The following is a 17086-nucleotide window of genomic DNA, read 5'->3' as shown; positions in this document are numbered from 1 at the left end:
AGTACTAGAAGCTCCCCCTTCATATCCACGGATGATCCGGGAATGAAGGCGGGAGTTTTTTGTGTCCACCTTCCTCAGGTATAATAGGTGTATTCGTATCGAAAAAACGAAAAAAGCAACACCAAATATTGAGGTTGAATCCGGGCAAAAGTAGGGAAGAGGATGAAACAGACAGGTGCGGCATCAAAAATGCTGCAGGGGGCTTTGATTTTGAGCATGGCGATGGTGCTGTCGAAACTCATCGGCACGCTGCAGAAAATTCCGTTGCAAAATATGGGTGGAGATGCGGTGTTTGGCATCTATAACACGGTTTATCCGCTCTATTCATTAATGATGACGATCGCGCTCGCGGGCCTGCCCGCAGCGATCTCGAAATTCGTGGCGGAGGACGAAGCCGTCGGAGGAACAGGGGAAGGACTCCGGGTGATGAGGCTATCCTCTTTACTGCTGGCTCTGCTTGGCATCGTCCTGGGGGCTGTGGTTTACACATGCGCTCCGCTCATCGGGACCTGGATCGACAATTCCAGCGTCGTGCCGGCGGTACGGACAGCGTCCTTAGCACTGCTGTTCGTGCCGGTGATGACCGGGATGCGGGGCTTTTTTCAGGGATATCAAGACATGATGCCAACCGCCGTCTCACAAATCACGGAGCAGTGCGCGCGGGTGGCTGTCATGATCGGTCTTCTGATTTATCTGACGGGGATCGGAGCGAGTCCGGAGACCATCGCGGCCGGGGCGCTGCTGGGATCAGCCGCTGGCGGAGCCGCCGGGCTCATCGCCATGCTCGGCTATTGGCGTAGGTTCCGGCGGATTCGGCGGAGTGCTGCCGGCGCGGAAGGAGCCGCGGTGACGACGCACCAGGAGTCCGCCGTTCGGCCGGACCAGCCGCGTCAAGCCATGCGGGAGAGCAGCTGGAGCCTGCTGAAGCGGGTCCTGCTGTACGCGATTCCCGTCTGCCTGGGTTCACTCGCCGTTCCATTGATCGGCATGGTGGACAGCTTTACCGTACCGCGGCTGCTCAAAGCCGGAGGCGCCGGGGAGGCAGGAGCGATGATCCAGTTTGGCATCTATAACCGCGGCATTCCCATCGTCCAGCTGGTGACAATGCTGGCCACGTCGCTGTCGGTGCTGTTCATCCCGGCACTGGCCGATGCTAAGGCCAGGGGCGACCGCGAGCTGGTAGGCGAGCGGACAAGGCTGTCCCTGCGCTGGTTTTGGCTGCTGGGACTCGCCGCCTCGGTGGGGATTGCCATACTGGCCAATCCCCTGAATATCGCGCTGTACCAGGACACGGCAGGCAGCAGCGTCATGCGCTGGATCGCCTTCACCGCCGCAGGCAGCGCGCTCAGCATCATTTCGGCCGCGCTCCTGCAGGGCGTCGGCATCGTGCGTGCGCCGGCCGTGCACCTGCTGGCCGCGGCAGCGGCAAAGACGCTGCTGAACCTGCTGCTGGTTCCGCAGCTGGGCATTACCGGCGCGGCCATCGCCGGCGTGGCCGCGCACTTCCTGGCGGCAGCGCTCAACATCGCGCTGCTGGCCCGCGGCACCGGCCTGCGCATTCGCGCCGGTGCCGCCTTGGCCAAGCCGGCGCTGATGCTGGCCGGCATGGCCGTAGTGGCGGGCGCTGCGGCGCTCGCGGCGGACGCGGTGCTGTCCGCGCTCGGGCTGCCCGCCCGCCTCGTGGCCGCCGCGGCAAGTGTCGCCGGTGCCGCGGCTGGAGGCGCCGTGTTCCTTGCCGGCGCCGTGCTGGCCAAGCTCCTTACCAAAGAGGAGCTTGAGATGCTGCCGAAGATCGGCCGCCCGCTGACCGCCTTACTGAAGCGGGTCCGGCTGCTTCGGTAATCGCCGCGGGCGACGGAGGAATCTTCTATTTTTGGGCGTAATAGAGGGAGATTCATAGAAGGCGGCGGATCGACGGATTCCGCCAAACAGGCTTCAGATTAAGGGGCGGGCCATGCGAAAACCCCCTTGCGCTTCTGGTTTTCTTTTAAAAAAGAAACCGTGATATAGTATATTTATGACCCATTCCCGGAAGAATGGGAAATAGAGCGGAGGAATGACATATGAGCGCAGTACTGAAGGTTGTCGGTCTCGGTTCGGGCAATCCGGACCGGCTGACAGTGGGTATTGTGAAAACGTTGCAGCAGGCATCACAAATCTACGTCAGAACGAAAGAGCATCCGGTAATGTCGATGCTGGAGGAACTGAAGCTCGAAATCAGTTCGTTTGACCACATCTACGAAGCGCATGACTCGTTTCCGGAGGTTTACGCCTCCATCGCGGACCGGCTGCTTGAATTGGCCTTGGCTGGCGAAGACCACAGCGTGATCGTCTATGCGGTGCCAGGGCATCCGATGGTGGCGGAGTCCACTGTCCAGCTGCTGAAGGAGCGCTGTCCGCAGCAGGGGATTTCCCTAGAAATTCTGGGCGGGGAGTCCTTTCTCGACGAGGCCTTTATCCGGCTCGGCTTTGATCCGATCGAAGGCTTTCAGCTTCTCGACTCCACCGGCATTCGCAGCAGCATGCTGCAGCCCCAGCTGCACACCGTGATCGGGCAGGTATACGACGAGTTTACGGCTTCCGAGGTGAAGTTGTGCCTCATGGAGCTTTACCCTGACGATTACCAGATCGTTGTCGGGCACGCGCTTGGTGTCGAAGGGGAGGAGCAGGTGCTTCAGGTTCCGTTGTTTGAGCTCGACCGTGCCCTTGGCTACGGCAACCTCTCGCTCGTGTACGTTCCAAGAAGCGACGACGAGAGTCTGCGTCAGCGGACCTTCGCCCGGCTTCATGAGATCGTCGGCATTCTCCGCAGTCCGGAAGGCTGCCCGTGGGACCGGGAACAGACGCATGAGTCGATCCGGAAAAATCTCATCGAGGAAACCTACGAGGTACTGGAGACCATCGACGACGATGACCCCGAGCATATGCAGGAGGAACTTGGCGATTTGCTGCTGCAAATTATGCTGCATTCGCAAATGGAGGAAGAGGAGGGCACCTTCAGCGTGTATGACGTCATTCAAGGGCTTAACGACAAGCTGATCTTCCGTCATCCCCATGTGTTCGGCGAGAACAAGGCCAAGGATGCGGAAGCCGCCCTGCAGAACTGGGATGCCATGAAGGCCGAGGAGAAGCGTCGTAAAGGAATCGAGCCCGAGAAGGCGTCCGCCCTGGACGGGATTCCAAGAGACTTGCCGGCGCTGATGAAGGCTTACAAGCTGCAGAAGAAGGCGTCCAAGGTCGGGTTCGACTGGGATTCCATCGAGGGTGTGTTCGACAAGATCGAGGAGGAGCTCGGAGAGCTTCGGCAGGCCGTGACTGAGGGACAGAGCGTGGACGAGCAGGTGGGCGAGCTGGGAGACCTGCTGTTTGCGGCGGCGAACGTAGCCCGGTTCCTGGATGCCGATCCGGAAGAAGCGCTGTCGAGAACGAACCGCAAGTTCGTTAACCGGTTCCGTTACATCGAGGATGTGCTGCACGCAGAAGGCAAAACGCTGCAGGAGTCCAGCCTGGATGAGATGGAGGCCATTTGGCAACGGGCCAAAAATGAGGTATGATATGAACTCTCCGGTCCCTAACGGGAACGAGAGGCGCCTTCAATGCCTGCGGAATGAAGCCCTTTTTAGCGATCAGGAATGAATGGCTTCTGTGTTTTCATGACTTTGAATTCGCGCAAAATTTCCGTTAGATGACGTCCTGCAGCTTGTTTTAACAAGGATTTCCTCGGAAATTATAAAAAATTGGCGGATTGAGGCAGGAATTTGGGCAGCACAGCAAGAATACCATACAGAACGCGCCAAAAGCGGTATGTTTTGGGGGCTAGGTTCCTCTACCGCGCCAATAATTATTTCTTTGTATATTGGGAGGATTATAATTTATGAACAAGACAGATCTGATCAACAACATTTCCACGAAAAGCGGTTTGACTAAAAAAGACGTGGAGTCCGTTCTGAACGGTTTCCTGGGCGAAATTGAGGAAGCTCTGGCAAGCGGTGAGAAAGTTCAGCTGATCGGCTTCGGCACTTTCGAAACCCGCAAGCGTTCCGGCCGTACGGGCCGCAACCCGCAAACTGGCAAAACCATCGAAATTCCGGAATCCAACGTTCCTGCTTTTAAAGCGGGCAACAAGCTTAAAGAAGCCGTAAAGTAAGATGCGCGTCGACAAATTCCTTAAGGTATCAAGGTTAATCAAGCGGCGTACCGTTGCAAAGGATGTCTCCGATCAGGGAAGGGTCCTCATTAACGGCAGGGAAGCCAAGCCCAGCAGCACCGTCAAGGTCGGCGACGAGATCACCGTCCAATTCGGCCAGAAGCTGGTCACCGTGAAGGTGGAGCGGCTTGCCGAAACGACCCGTAAGGACGAGGCGACCAGCCTCTACACCTTGGTCAAGGAAGAACCGATCGCCAAAGATAACGGTTTAAACTGGTAGGCGGGCATTCCAGAAGGCATATACAGTATCGAAGGCATCTTCCGATCACAATCGGGGGATGCCTTTTTAGTTTTCTCGGATATATCGTTTGCTTCCAGCCATTCCCAAAATGGCACCCCATCGGTGCTGAAAGTTCCCTACGGTTCACCCTGCGGGGCTGGTTCTAAACCCGGAAACCGCTCCATAAGCTATTGATAAGAAGGAGGGGTACATGCCATGATCGAGCAAGCGAAAAACAAGCAGCACGAAATGCATATGCTGAATCGCAAGCAGCTGCACCTGACGGGGGTAAATAATGTGGAGAGTTTTGACAGCGAGGAGTTTCTGCTCCAGACCGAGCTAGGGCACCTGACCATCAAAGGCCAGAATTTACATATCAAGAATTTGAACCTGGAAGAAGGTCTGCTCTCGATCGAGGGGCATGTCCATTCCCTGGTTTATTTGGATCCCGGTTCGCACAGCAAAAACAAAGGAATGCTCGGCAAGCTGTTTAAATGAGTCCTCAGATCCAATGGATTACCCTGCTGTGGATGCTGTTCTCGGGAGCGGCTTTGGGGGTGGCCTATGACAGTTACCGGGTGCTGTCGGGCCAGCTCCACTTTCCGAAATGGACCCTTCATGTATTGGACGTGCTGTACTGGAGCGCTGCGGCCCTGTTTGTGTTTCGGATGCTGTATATCAGCAATTACGGCCAGCTTCGGTTTTATGTGTTTGTGGGACTCTTTATCGGGGTGTGGTTATATTTTTTAATCTTGAGTGTTACAACCCAGCGTTTTGTGGTAATGTTAATAAGGACAGTACGCTACGTGATTGATGTGGTCAAGCGTTTGTTTCGGGCGCTCATCTGGGCTCCGATCCGGGCGATCTTGAAACTGCTGAAATGGATTGCCGTCATGATCGGCAGTCTGCTGATGTTTTTTCTCCACGTGATCCTGCGCTGTCTCATGCCTTTCTGGAAGCTGCTTCAATGGATGCTCCGCCCCATCACCTCCCGTCTGAAGATGCCCGAGTGGTTCAGAAAGTTTCTCACCGCAGCTGCAGAGCTGTGGAAGCGATGGTTCTCTAAGGAGTAAACAAGGGCCCGTTACGCAACAATTTCCGTATTTGTTAAAAAGGAGGCATTCATGGGAAAATACGCTGCATCACCAGCCCAAACCCGCTCGCAGACGGCACAAAAGAATGACAAGCAGCCTGCCGGTCATCACGCTGGCGCACGGAGGCGGATTTTTTTATGGCTGACTTTCATGATTCTGTTTATGGGGTGGGCAGGTTATACCTTTATTGACCAGAATTCGCAAATTGCGGACAAGAGTTCCGAGCTGTCGAAGAAGCTTAAGCAGGAGGCACAGACCACGCAGACGAAAGCGCAGCTCGAGCGGGACGTGAAACGGCTGAACGATCCGGAGTACATCGGCCAGTTGGCAAGGAAAAATTATGGTCTGTATTTGCCGGGGGAAACCCCGATTCATGCGGAATCCACCAGCCCTTAATATAGGCGCTGAAGTGGGTTATTACTCAGTTGACCTGGGTTTGCGCTTTATGTATAATCAAATCACCACAGCCAAGGTTTTATTAAATCTTGTTGTATATTTTTAAGGGAGGATCATTTTATTCTATGGCAATCGAAGTGGGCACCAAGTTAGAAGGCAAGGTGACAGGCATAACGCATTTTGGAGCATTTGTGGATCTGTCAGGAGGTGTCACGGGTCTCGTTCACATCTCGGAAATCGCCGATAATTACGTCAAGGATGTCAACGATCACCTGAAGATCAATGATGTTGTGACAGTGAAGGTGATCAATGTCGATAAGGACGGCAAGATCGGGCTTTCCATCAAACAAGCTGTTGATAAGCCGGCATCCGAAGCTCGTCCCCCAAGAGGACCAAGACCGGAGCGTACCGGTGGAGGCGGCGGAGACCGTTTTGGCGGCGGCGGTGGAGGTTACAATCGTGAACGTGGCGGGCGTCCGTTTAAGCCTGCGGCCAACAAGACTTCATTCGAGGATAAAATGTCTCGTTTCCTAAAAGACAGCGAAGAGCGCATATCGTCGATCAAGAAGAACACGGAATCCAAGCGCGGAGGCCGTGGCGCGAAACGCATGTAGTTTCATTAACAGATTAGAGCATACGATAACCGTATGAAGCAGATAACCGTTGAGGGCATCCACGCCTTCTGCGGTTTTTTTGTTTTTTAGATTGTAGAATTTTTAAATTATCAGCGGAGCTGAACCATTCTATAATCGCAAGAAAAACTTCCTATAAACGCGGTCTGTCTTCTATGAATGTACGTCGATAGACGTTTTTCTTATTTCGGCCAGGCACGTTCCATAGTCATCATCCGATCAAGGACTGCATTCGTTAGGATAAATTTGTCGCTCCGCAAGAAATTACCGACAGCATCCAACGTCATTCCAGCTATCTCTGTCGCAATCGCTAGTCGAGGCGGCGATTTAATTCGGGAGATTGTCCCGGATCGAAGCAGATGGAAACCCGCTGGAAGTGTTGGGGGACAACCAGTCGACCCAGATTTCCGTTCATTCGGGAACGCAGGCTTTTTTGTCGGAAATTTCTTGGGCGCTTGTCCGCTGTTCTGACAAACTTTCATGTTTCTTCGGTTCTATAATGGGTACCAACAAATCCAATGAAATGGTGGTGCCAAGATCATGGAAAAATGGAATGTGATGGACGTGCCTGTCATGAAATCGGCAAAGGGGGAAGCGGTCGTGGACGGACTGAGCTGGACGGAACGGATCCGGAACATGTCGGCCGTGCAGCGGCCGATGCATTTCATCGCGGCGAAGAAGTGGATGCTGCTGCTGACGTTTATGGGCTTCTTACTCGGAAAAGCCATGATATTGGACCAGCTGTCGCCGTTCGCGATCGCCTTCTTTGCGGTCATCGCCTTCATGCGGCGGGATTATATCCTTCCGGTGGGGATGGCGGTGATCCTGGGCTCCCTGTTTGCCCCGTTTCCGGCACCGCTGATTATCGCCGCCGAGCTCATCATCTTCCACCTGATGTACAAGGGGCTGAACGCCTTTGAACACGCCGAGTTATCCTACGCGCCGCTGATGGTGTTTGTCTCCTCCTTCTGCGTCAAAATATTTATGGTGCTGATCGGTCCGCCGTTTACGTGGTATGCCCTGATGATGACCGCCGTCGATGCCGTACTCAGCTTTGTGCTGACGCTCGTGTTTATCCAGGCGATCCCGGTGTTTACGTACAGGAAAAAGAATTATCAGCTGAAGAACGAAGAAATTCTATGCCTGATTATCCTGCTTGCTTCCGTCATGACGGGGGCGGTGGGTTGGAGCATATACAATCTGTCCGTGGAACATATCCTATCCAGGTATCTGATCCTGGTGTTTGCGCTGGTCGGGGGGGCACCGCTCGGGGCTTCGGTCGGCGTAGTGACCGGGTTGATTCTAAGCCTGGCGGATATATCGGCTATATATCAGATGAGTCTGCTCGCCTTTTCCGGGATGCTGGCCGGCATGCTGCGGGAAGGGCGGAAGGGTGCCGTATCGATCGGCATGCTGCTGGGCTCTTCCATTCTGTCCATCTATTTCAGCGGGCCGGGTGACGTCATGCAGTCCACCTGGGAGACCTGTATCGCCATCGGGCTATTTCTGCTGACTCCGAAAGCTATGATTGCGGTGATCTCCAAGTATGTGCCAGGCACGACAGACCACAGCAAATCGCAGCATGAGTATGCCAAGCGCGTAAGAGATCTGACGGCCGAACGGGTTACGCAGTTCTCTCAGGTATTCCGTCAGTTGTCCCAGAGCTTCGGCCAAGTGTCCGGAACAGAGGAGGTGAGCAAACGGAACGAAGAAATGGACCACTTTATGAATGCCGTGACGGAAGGGGCGTGTGCGAACTGCTTCAAGAAAAACCATTGCTGGGACGCGAAGTTCTATCAAACTTATAAATATATGACCGATGTGATGACTTCGGTGGAGGAAAATCCGGGGATGTCGGCTGAGGACATTCCGGCGGAATGGAAGAAAATTTGCGCTAAAACCGACGACGTCGTCGATGTCATGAAGCAGCAATATCATCTCTACCAACATGATATGCAGTGGAAACGGCAAATATACGACAGCCGCCAGCTGGTCGCCGAGCAATTATCGGGCGTATCCCAGGTGATGGAGGACCTGGCAAAGGAAATTCAACGGGAAGGACAAGCGATGTACCGGCAGGAGGAACAAATCCGGGACGCTTTGGAGAAGCTGGGACTGTCGATCCAAGGGATCGAAATCATCAGTCTGGATCCCGGACACGTGGAAATCGAAATTGTGCATGCGTATACAAGGGGGTACGATGAATGCCGTAAAATTATTGCGCCGCTGCTGTCCGATATATTGGACGAGCATGTGGCCGTGCTGAATGAAACGTTAAGCAGCACCAAAGACGGGCTTGCAGCCGTCATGTTCGGATCGGCCAAAACGTTTGAAATTACGACAGGGGTGGCCGGGGCCGCCAAAGGAGGAGATCTGCTGTCAGGCGACAGCTTCAGCACGGTCGAGCTGGGCAACGGCACTTTTGCCGTGGCGCTGAGCGATGGTATGGGCAACGGAGAGCGGGCGAGGCTGGAGAGCAGCACCGCGCTGAACATTTTGGAACAGCTGCTGCAGTCGGGCATGGATGAGAAGCTGGCGATCAAGTCGGTGAATTCCATTCTGATGCTGCGATCTCCGGATGAGATTTATGCGACGGTGGATATGGCGTTAATTGATCAATATACAGCGGAAACGACGTTTATGAAAATCGGCTCTGCTCCAAGTTTCATCAAACGGGGCAATGAAGTGATCCCCGTGTCGGCTAGCAACCTGCCGATCGGCATTATCCAGGATATTGAGGTGGACCTGGTCACCTTGAAGCTGCAGGCGGGGGATATCGTCATTATGATGACGGACGGCATCTACGATGCACCGGGATACGCCGTGAATAAGGAATTGTGGATGAAGCGGATGCTGCAGGAGATCGAAAGCAACGATCCGCAGCATATTGCCGACTGCCTGCTAGAGAAAGTGATTCGTTATCAGCAAAATCAAATTCATGACGACATGACCGTTGTTGTCGGAAAGGTGGAGCACTACCAGCCTGAGTGGGCTACCCTGCATGTGCCGGGCGTCGACCGCATGGAGCGGCCGCGCACGGTCAGTTAACCGGCCTTGGCAGGCACGATCGGAGGTGAAATGTAAACTTTTCATTGTTAGCCTTCCCATTGCCCGGGAAATGGGAAGGAGAGACCGGGCTGCCGTTTGAATCTCTCAAAAGTGGAAATACTAGAACCAAAAGGGTGATAGACACTTTTGGGAGGTATGATGCCATCATGAAACAAATTTTATTAATTACGGACGGTTGTTCCAATGTCGGGGCGAGCCCGGTTATGGCCGCAGCTCATGCGCTGCAGGAGGGAATCACGGTAAATGTTGCCGGTGTTATCGATTACGGGACGATTGGAGAGCTTGGAAGTTTGGAAATCGCTGAAATTGCCAAGGCTGGCGGGGGGGTGAGCCACATTGTGGGGACCAGGCAGCTGGCCCAGACGATGCAAATGATGACGCGCAAAACGGTGGTTCAGACGATACAGCAGGCGGTTAATAAGGAGTTAAAGACGATTTTGGGGGACGGATCCTTGGAGGAGCTTCCGCCCCAGCAGCGGTCCCAGGTCGTTCAAGTCGTGGATGAGCTGACCGAAACGACGCCGCTGCAGGTTGCCCTGTTGATTGATGCCAGTGCCAGCATGAAGCCCAAGCTGGCTGCGGTCGAGGACGCCATCCGGGATTTGATGCTCAGTCTGCAGGCCAGAGAAGGCCGCAGCGAACTGGCCGTGTTCCATTTTCCCGGACGCAACAGCACAGAGGACGCCGTCATGGACACCGATTGGATCCAGGATTTTAACGGTGTGCGCAATCTGTTCCAACGAATCCAAATGAAAGGGGCCACGCCAACCGGACCGGCGATTCTGAAGGTGATTGATTTCTTCCGTTATGGTACACTAGACGGACAAACCTGGCGGGGAAATGACGAAGAAGGAGAAGGGATGCTCGGTGACTACGTCGTCTAGACCGGCATATCCGGCCGGAACGGTAATTACGGGAAAATGGCATAGCAACCGCTTTGTAATCCGGCGAGTGCTCGGACAGGGCGGCAATGGCATCGTGTACCTCGTTCATAAGGCTGGATCCCGGAATTTGTACGCGCTGAAAATGGGGTACGATACGCTTGATCTGCAGTCGGAGATCAATGTGCTGACCTCATTGCAGTCACAGAGCAGGCGCCAGGAAGGGCTCAAGGGGAGTTTCAAGACTCCGTTTCTGCTCGAAGTCGACGATTTTACGGGGATGAATAAAGAAGTGCCATTCTACGTGATGCGTTACATTGAGGGAAACCCAATCCATCATTTTATCCGCCGACGGGGTCAGGAATGGGTAGGCATTACGGGACTAAGGCTGCTTGAAAAGCTAACCGGCCTGCACCGGCTTGGAGTTATATTCGGAGACCTTAAGCCCGACAATGTCATGGTATCGGATTATGGGCAGGTGGAATTAATTGATTACGGCGGCGTCAGTAAAATCGGACGGAGCGTCAAGCAGTTCACAGAGTGGTATGACCGGGGGTACTGGAACGCCGGTACCCGCAGCAGCGATGAGGCTTACGACTTGTTCGCTTTTGCCGTGCTGATGATTCAGCTTCTGAATGAAGACGGGCTGAAGGCGGCCTGCGCGCAGCTGTTGCCGCAGACGCGGAGCCGTTCGGAGCTGTTATCCCTGATCGGCCGGAGTCCGAAGTTGAAGCCTTATGCCCAGTGGCTGCGCAAAGCGGTTCAAGGTGAATTTGCGGGGTCCAGGGAAGCGCTGGCTATGTGGAAACAGCAGATTTATGCACCGGCCGTTTCCGGCAAAGTTCCGGGTAAGACGCCGAGGTGGCTGATCAATACGTTTGCTTTCTCGGTCGTTATGCTGGGCGTTACGGTTTACTTTGTGTTTTTTAAATGAGCAACGCGAACTCGGCGAGCTGTATAATAGAAGATATCGATACATAGGCACGAATGCGAAAAAAGGAGAACATGAATGGAGAGCAGGCAGAAGTTCAGCACAATTAAAGAGCACGTGCTCCGCGTGGCGGAAGAGCACCGCTTATGGTCTCCCCATGACACCCTCGTAGTCGCAGTATCCGGAGGTCCGGACTCTGTGGCTCTTTTGCATGTTCTGAAGGACATTTCCGAAACGGTTACCCCCCTCAATCTTGTTTGCGCCCACGCCCACCATGGGCTGCGGCCGGAAGCGGATGAGGAAGCCGAAATGGTCCGGCGGCTGGCGGTGGAACTAGGCATCCGGTTTGAAATGGCCAGAGTCGATGTTCCCGCATTTATGAAGGAAAGCGGCAAGGGCGTGGAGGAGGCTGCCCGGATCAAGCGCTATGAATTTTTGTTTGAAACAGCGCATAACTGCGGTGCCCACGCTATCGCTTTAGCCCATCATGCCGACGATCAGGCGGAGACGGTGCTGTTGCATTTGCTGCGCGGAAGCGGACCCGGGGGACTTCGGGGAATCCGGTTCAAAAGACGGGAAAAAAATGTGGAACTTATCCGCCCTTTCCTACGTATATACAAAACAGACCTCGTGGATATGTGTGATCAGTATGGTTATCCTTACGCTGTCGACCAGACTAACTTTCAGACCGAATACAGACGGAATGCAATTCGTCTGGATGTCCTGCCTTATTTAGGGCAATATAATAGTCGGATTGTTCAATCGATCAATCAGATGGCTGACATTATCGGCCCGGAAGACGACTTCGTGGAACAGGCAGCGGTGAACGCATACCGCGAACTGGTACAGTGTAATCATGGAAGGCACGCATTTCGGGCGCCTTCCTTTTTGGCCTTACATGTCGCTTTACAACGGAGGTTGATTAAACTAATATTAAATTATCTGTCGCCGGGTTCCGAAAACACCGATTATCACAAGATCGAAACCATTCGGCACGGGATTCACCAGAAAGACAGCACAACATGGCACCTGGATCTGGGCTGCGGCCTGGTCTGCATACGCGAATACGATTGGATTACGTTTATGCACGGGATGCCGGAGAAGATGATTCGCTATACATATCGGTTGGATGCAATCGTCCCGAAGTTGTGGTTGCAAGAAATAAGGAAAGTCCTGAGAATGGCGGAGCATACGCCTGAAGTAAATCAATTGTCCGAGATGGCCGTAAACGGTCATCAAGCGGTTTTTGACGCCGATGAGCTGCAGTTCCCGCTCACGATCCGTTCAAGACAACCTGGGGACACGATGAGAATCATGGGATTAAACGGAAGCAAAAAGGTAAAAGATATTTTCATTGACGCGAAGATACCTCCATCCATGCGCTCCCGCATACCGGTTCTTGTTGACGGTTCAGGCAGCATCATATGGATCCCGGGTGTACGGCGTTCGATTCATGCCGCTGTAGGTGCGCATACATCGACGGTGCTTCACTTTTCCCTGGAGGATACGGGGAATGGGGAGTAACTGTAATGGTCATTGTTAGGCTTTCATAGTATAACGTAGGAGGTTCGCTCAGTTGCAAAACGATATTCAAGAAGTTCTGATCAGCGAAGAAGAAATCCAGAAGAAAATTAAGGAACTCGGTGCCGAGCTCAGCTCGGTGTATGAGGGTCGCAACCCTCTTGTGATTTGTGTACTCAAAGGCGCGTTTATTTTTATGGCGGATTTGGTTAAAAATATGACAGTACCTATGGAACTCGATTTTATGGCCGTATCCAGTTACGGGGCGCAAACCAAGTCTTCGGGTGTTGTCAAAATCATCAAGGATTTGGATGTCCCGGTTGAAGGACGTGACGTGCTGATTGTCGAAGATATTATCGACAGCGGTCTTACGCTCAGCCATTTGATTGAATTGCTCAAGAGCCGCAATGCCAAATCGACGCGCGTGGTTACGCTCTTTGACAAACCTGCCCGCCGTACAGTGAAGCTCGAAGCGGATTATACCGGATTCGTACTCCCTGACGCGTTTGTTGTCGGATATGGTCTGGATTACGCCGAGCATTACCGGAACCTGCCCTACATCGGGATCTTGAAACCGGAAATCTATACCCACTAATTGCGCTACTCAAGCCCATGAGCTTAAAACAGGCTCATGCCTTTACCACCTCTATTTGAGATGGTCAGACAGGCTATGGTAAAATAATTAAAGTGTTTTGAGAGGAGGTAGGGGATGAATCGGTTCATCCGGAATTCTGGTTTTTATTTGATTCTTTTTTTAGTTGTGGTGGGCATTGTCCAGTTTGTCAGCAACAGCGGTGAATCTGCTGACAGCCCTAGATACGATCAATTGCGCCAGCAAATCGCTGCTGGTAACGTATCGGAAGTTACGGTTCAATTCGACGGTTACGCCTATCTGGTAACCGGTAAATATAAGAATAAACCGGCCGACGTTAAATCAGAGAATTTCTCGACCTACACTCCGGCTACAGATGCTGCAATCGATGAGCTGGTAGCTGCCAGTGACAAAACCGGCATGAAATTCACCCAGAAGAAAATGGAAGGCGAAAGCGTCTGGCTGACGCTGCTCTCCTCCCTGATTCCTTTGGTTATTATGTTTATTCTCTTCTTCTTCCTGTTCAACCAAGCGCAGGGAGGCGGGGGCAAGGTCATGAACTTCGGCAAGAGCCGCGCCCGCCTATATAATGAAGAGAAGAAAAGGGTTACCTTCGAGGATGTTGCGGGAGCCGACGAAGAGAAGCAGGAGCTTGTCGAAGTCGTTGAGTTCCTGAAGGATCCGCGGAAGTTTGCCGCGGTAGGTGCCCGTATTCCTAAAGGGGTTCTCCTCGTAGGCCCTCCAGGTACAGGTAAGACCCTCCTCGCCCGTGCCGTAGCGGGTGAAGCCGGAGTTCCGTTCTTCAGTATTTCCGGTTCGGACTTCGTGGAAATGTTCGTCGGTGTCGGTGCATCCCGTGTGCGCGACTTGTTCGAGAACGCCAAGAAGAACGCGCCATGTATCATCTTCATTGACGAGATTGACGCCGTAGGTCGTCAGCGCGGTGCCGGACTCGGCGGCGGGCATGATGAGCGCGAGCAGACTCTGAACCAACTCCTCGTGGAGATGGACGGTTTCGGCGGCAACGAAGGCATTATCATCGTGGCTGCAACGAACCGTGCCGACATTCTCGACCCTGCGCTTCTGCGCCCAGGCCGTTTTGACCGTCAAATTACGGTCGATCGTCCGGACGTGAAAGGCCGCGAGGCGGTACTGAAAGTTCATGCACGCAACAAGCCGCTGACCAAAGACGTCAAGCTGGATGTTGTAGCTAAACGTACGACAGGTTTTACCGGCGCCGAGCTGGAGAACCTGATGAACGAAGCGGCACTGCTTGCCGCACGCCGTAATCGTAAAGACATCTCCATGAGAGAGGTCGATGAAGCAATTGACCGTGTTATCGTCGGTACGGAGAAGCGCAGCCGCGTGATCAGCGACCGGGAGAAGCGGATCGTTGCTTACCACGAAGCTGGCCACACGATCGTGGGCTACTTCCTGGAGCATGCCGATATGGTGCACAAGGTAACGATCATTCCGCGTGGACGCGCCGGAGGATATGTGATCATGATGCCGAAGGAAGACCGGATGCTGGTAACCAAGCAGGAGCTGCTTGATAAAGTAACGGGTCTCCTGGGCGGCCGGGTTTCCGAGGAACTGTTTATCGGTGAAATCGGAACCGGTGCATACAGCGACTTCCAGCAGGCAACGGGCATTGTCCGCAGCATGATTATGGAATACGGTATGAGCGAGAAGCTTGGACCGCTTCAATTCGGGTCTACTCAAGGTCAGGTATTCCTGGGCCGCGACCTCGGTCACGAGCAGAACTACAGTGATTCGATCGCTTACGAGATCGACCAGGAAATGCAGCGCATGACCAACGAGTCCTACGAGCGGGCGAAAGACCTGCTGACGAAGTACTCGAAAGAGGTTCATCTCATCGCCAATACGCTGCTTGAGAAGGAAACGCTGGAGCTGGATCAAATCAAGGAATTGATCGAGCAGGGTTATCTTTCCGAAGACGGCCCGAAAGAGGGCGGAGATGGTGAAGGTTCTTCCGAGAGCGGCGCCCCTGTGATCGATAACGTCGGTGACGTACGGGTACGCATTCAAGGCAAGGATAACACCAGCCTGCCGACGGAAGAAATTCCGAACGATGTTCCTTCTAACCTGCCGAATGACCCGCCAAGCGACATCAATACTGATTCGCCGGGCGACATTCCGAACAACCATGGGGGAACCGATAAAAATCAAGGACCAGATCAAGGCGGAACGCCGCCGGAATCCAGATCCTAAATACGACAACAACAGCCCGGAGACGGCTCGCCGTCTCCGGGTTTTTTGTGTCCTCTACGGTCCGTTAGGTGGAAGTGAACTTACTGTGATTGAGGCCAGTTTAGGCTCCAATCGGAAGCGATGCGGCCAAATCGGACGGAATCGAGCGGGAAGCCTTGTTTTACTTTGGCTAGATAGCATATAAAGATCAATTTAGTCAATTGACAGTATCGTGAACCTTGTGTAAATTAGTTGATAAACGTGATGGTCTAAAGGTTATAACGGACAACTTTGGGAGAAAATTCACAAACTATTTATGATGTTATAAGGTTATGGAGCCATCAACGGGGTAAAATCATGAGATTTCAGAGGGAGTGGGTTACTGGTGGAAGCTCTGGCACTGGAGCATAAGCAGGAACAAAAGCGGGAACTGACGGAGAAGCTGCTGAAGCTGAAGAAGGAAAGAAACGCCATTATTTTGGCGCATTATTATCAAAGGGATGAAATTCAGGAAGTAGCGGATTTCCGTGGCGATTCCTTCCTGCTTGCCCAGAAAGCGGCTCAAACCGATGCGGAAGTCATCGTCTTCTGCGGGGTTCATTTTATGGGTGAAAGCGCTAAGATTTTGGCTCCGAACAAGACGGTGCTGATTCCGGATGAGCGTGCAGGCTGTCCGATGGCCGATATGGTAAACGTGGACGGACTCCGTAAATTGAAAGCACAGCATCCTAACGCCAAAGTGGTGACATATATCAACTCTTCGGCAGAGATCAAGGCGGAAACGGATATTTGCTGTACTTCTTCCAATGCGGTAAAAGTGATCCAATCGGTCGATTCCGATGAGATCATCTGGGTACCGGACAAAAATTTGGGTCACTACGTGCAGCAACATACCGACAAGAAGCTCATCATTTGGGAAGGGTATTGCAACACGCATGATATGCTGACGGTAAAAGACGTCGTGGAAATGAAAGCCAAGTATCCCGACGCCGAGTTTGTCGTGCACCCGGAATGCCGTCCGGAGGTCGTAGCCATGGGTGATTTCGTCGGAAGCACTACGGCGATTTTGGAATACTGCAAAAAATCAAGCAGCAAACAGTTCATCGTCGGAACTGAAGACGGTACCGGATACCAGCTTCGTCTCGACAGCCCGGATAAAGAGTTTCATTTCGCCACTAAGTTTTTGGTATGCCCGAACATGAAGGTGAACAATCTGAAAAAACTGGTGAGGTGTCTGGAAACCATGAAGCCGCAAATTTACGTGCCGCCGGTTGTTGCAGATAAAGCCAGAACTTCCTTAGAGCGCATGTTACAAGTACAGTAGCATGCGCT

Annotated in this window: 15 protein-coding genes; all 15 read left to right on the top strand. The window is 53.2% G+C overall.

From position 1 onward, the window contains the following. The first annotated feature begins 162 nt into the window (after positions 1 to 162). The 15 genes from CJP46_RS34390 to nadA all read left to right on the top strand — a co-directional run bounded on the left by CJP46_RS34390 (position 163) and on the right by nadA (position 17078). The gene (locus CJP46_RS34390; RefSeq protein ID WP_094600124.1) at positions 163 to 1842 is read left to right on the top strand and encodes a putative polysaccharide biosynthesis protein; all 1680 of its coding nucleotides are present in this window, start codon (positions 163 to 165) and stop codon (positions 1840 to 1842) included. Between the two features lie 221 nt (positions 1843 to 2063). Beyond that, positions 2064 to 3554 carry a bifunctional methyltransferase/pyrophosphohydrolase YabN gene (yabN, locus tag CJP46_RS34385; RefSeq protein ID WP_094600123.1) on the top strand — a complete coding sequence of 497 codons (1491 nt, stop codon included), beginning with the start codon at positions 2064 to 2066 and terminating at the stop codon, positions 3552 to 3554. A 320-nt stretch (positions 3555 to 3874) separates the two neighbouring features. Next, on the top strand, positions 3875 to 4147 hold the full coding sequence (locus CJP46_RS34380) for an HU family DNA-binding protein (protein WP_076176669.1): 273 nt from the start codon (positions 3875 to 3877) through the stop codon (positions 4145 to 4147). A gap of 1 nt (position 4148) precedes the next feature. Next, the gene (locus CJP46_RS34375; protein WP_094600122.1) at positions 4149 to 4427 is read left to right on the top strand and encodes an RNA-binding S4 domain-containing protein; all 279 of its coding nucleotides are present in this window, start codon (positions 4149 to 4151) and stop codon (positions 4425 to 4427) included. A gap of 216 nt (positions 4428 to 4643) precedes the next feature. Beyond that, on the top strand, positions 4644 to 4925 hold the full coding sequence (gene yabP, locus CJP46_RS34370) for a sporulation protein YabP (RefSeq protein ID WP_094600121.1): 282 nt from the start codon (positions 4644 to 4646) through the stop codon (positions 4923 to 4925). Continuing rightward, complete coding sequence (gene yabQ / locus CJP46_RS34365; RefSeq protein ID WP_094600120.1) at positions 4922 to 5500, top strand: spore cortex biosynthesis protein YabQ; 579 nt, start codon at positions 4922 to 4924, stop codon at positions 5498 to 5500. The genes yabP and yabQ overlap by 4 nt, the downstream gene beginning before the upstream one ends. A 51-nt stretch (positions 5501 to 5551) precedes the next feature. Further along, a complete protein-coding gene (locus CJP46_RS34360; protein ID WP_094600119.1) occupies positions 5552 to 5917 on the top strand; it encodes an FtsB family cell division protein in 366 nt (121 codons plus the stop codon). A 125-nt stretch (positions 5918 to 6042) separates the two neighbouring features. Next, positions 6043 to 6531, top strand: coding sequence for a S1 domain-containing RNA-binding protein (locus tag CJP46_RS34355; RefSeq protein ID WP_094600118.1), 489 nt, complete (start codon positions 6043 to 6045; stop codon positions 6529 to 6531). A gap of 654 nt (positions 6532 to 7185) precedes the next feature. Further along, positions 7186 to 9597, top strand: coding sequence for a stage II sporulation protein E (spoIIE, locus tag CJP46_RS34350; RefSeq protein ID WP_373558073.1), 2412 nt, complete (start codon positions 7186 to 7188; stop codon positions 9595 to 9597). Between the two features lie 167 nt (positions 9598 to 9764). Next, a complete protein-coding gene (locus CJP46_RS34345) occupies positions 9765 to 10502 on the top strand; it encodes a vWA domain-containing protein (RefSeq protein WP_094600116.1) in 738 nt (245 codons plus the stop codon). Further along, the gene (locus tag CJP46_RS34340) at positions 10486 to 11433 is read left to right on the top strand and encodes a serine/threonine protein kinase (RefSeq protein ID WP_094600115.1); all 948 of its coding nucleotides are present in this window, start codon (positions 10486 to 10488) and stop codon (positions 11431 to 11433) included. Before CJP46_RS34345 ends, CJP46_RS34340 begins: the two co-directional genes overlap by 17 nt. 75 nt (positions 11434 to 11508) lie before the next feature. Continuing rightward, a complete protein-coding gene (gene tilS / locus CJP46_RS34335) occupies positions 11509 to 12954 on the top strand; it encodes a tRNA lysidine(34) synthetase TilS (protein ID WP_094600114.1) in 1446 nt (481 codons plus the stop codon). A gap of 52 nt (positions 12955 to 13006) precedes the next feature. Then, a complete protein-coding gene (gene hpt / locus CJP46_RS34330; protein WP_094600113.1) occupies positions 13007 to 13546 on the top strand; it encodes a hypoxanthine phosphoribosyltransferase in 540 nt (179 codons plus the stop codon). 114 nt (positions 13547 to 13660) lie between these two features. Further along, a complete protein-coding gene (gene ftsH / locus CJP46_RS34325; RefSeq protein WP_094600112.1) occupies positions 13661 to 15775 on the top strand; it encodes an ATP-dependent zinc metalloprotease FtsH in 2115 nt (704 codons plus the stop codon). Positions 15776 to 16139: 364 nt separating this feature from the next. Beyond that, positions 16140 to 17078, top strand: a complete 939-nt coding sequence (nadA, locus tag CJP46_RS34320; protein WP_094600111.1) for a quinolinate synthase NadA — start codon at positions 16140 to 16142, stop codon at positions 17076 to 17078. Positions 17079 to 17086: the final 8 nt, after the last annotated feature.

It is taken from the genome of Paenibacillus sp. XY044 (genome assembly GCF_002257645.1).
Taxonomy (GTDB): Bacteria; Bacillota; Bacilli; order Paenibacillales; family Paenibacillaceae; genus Paenibacillus_AQ.
This window is presented reverse-complemented; position numbering and strand designations above follow the sequence as displayed.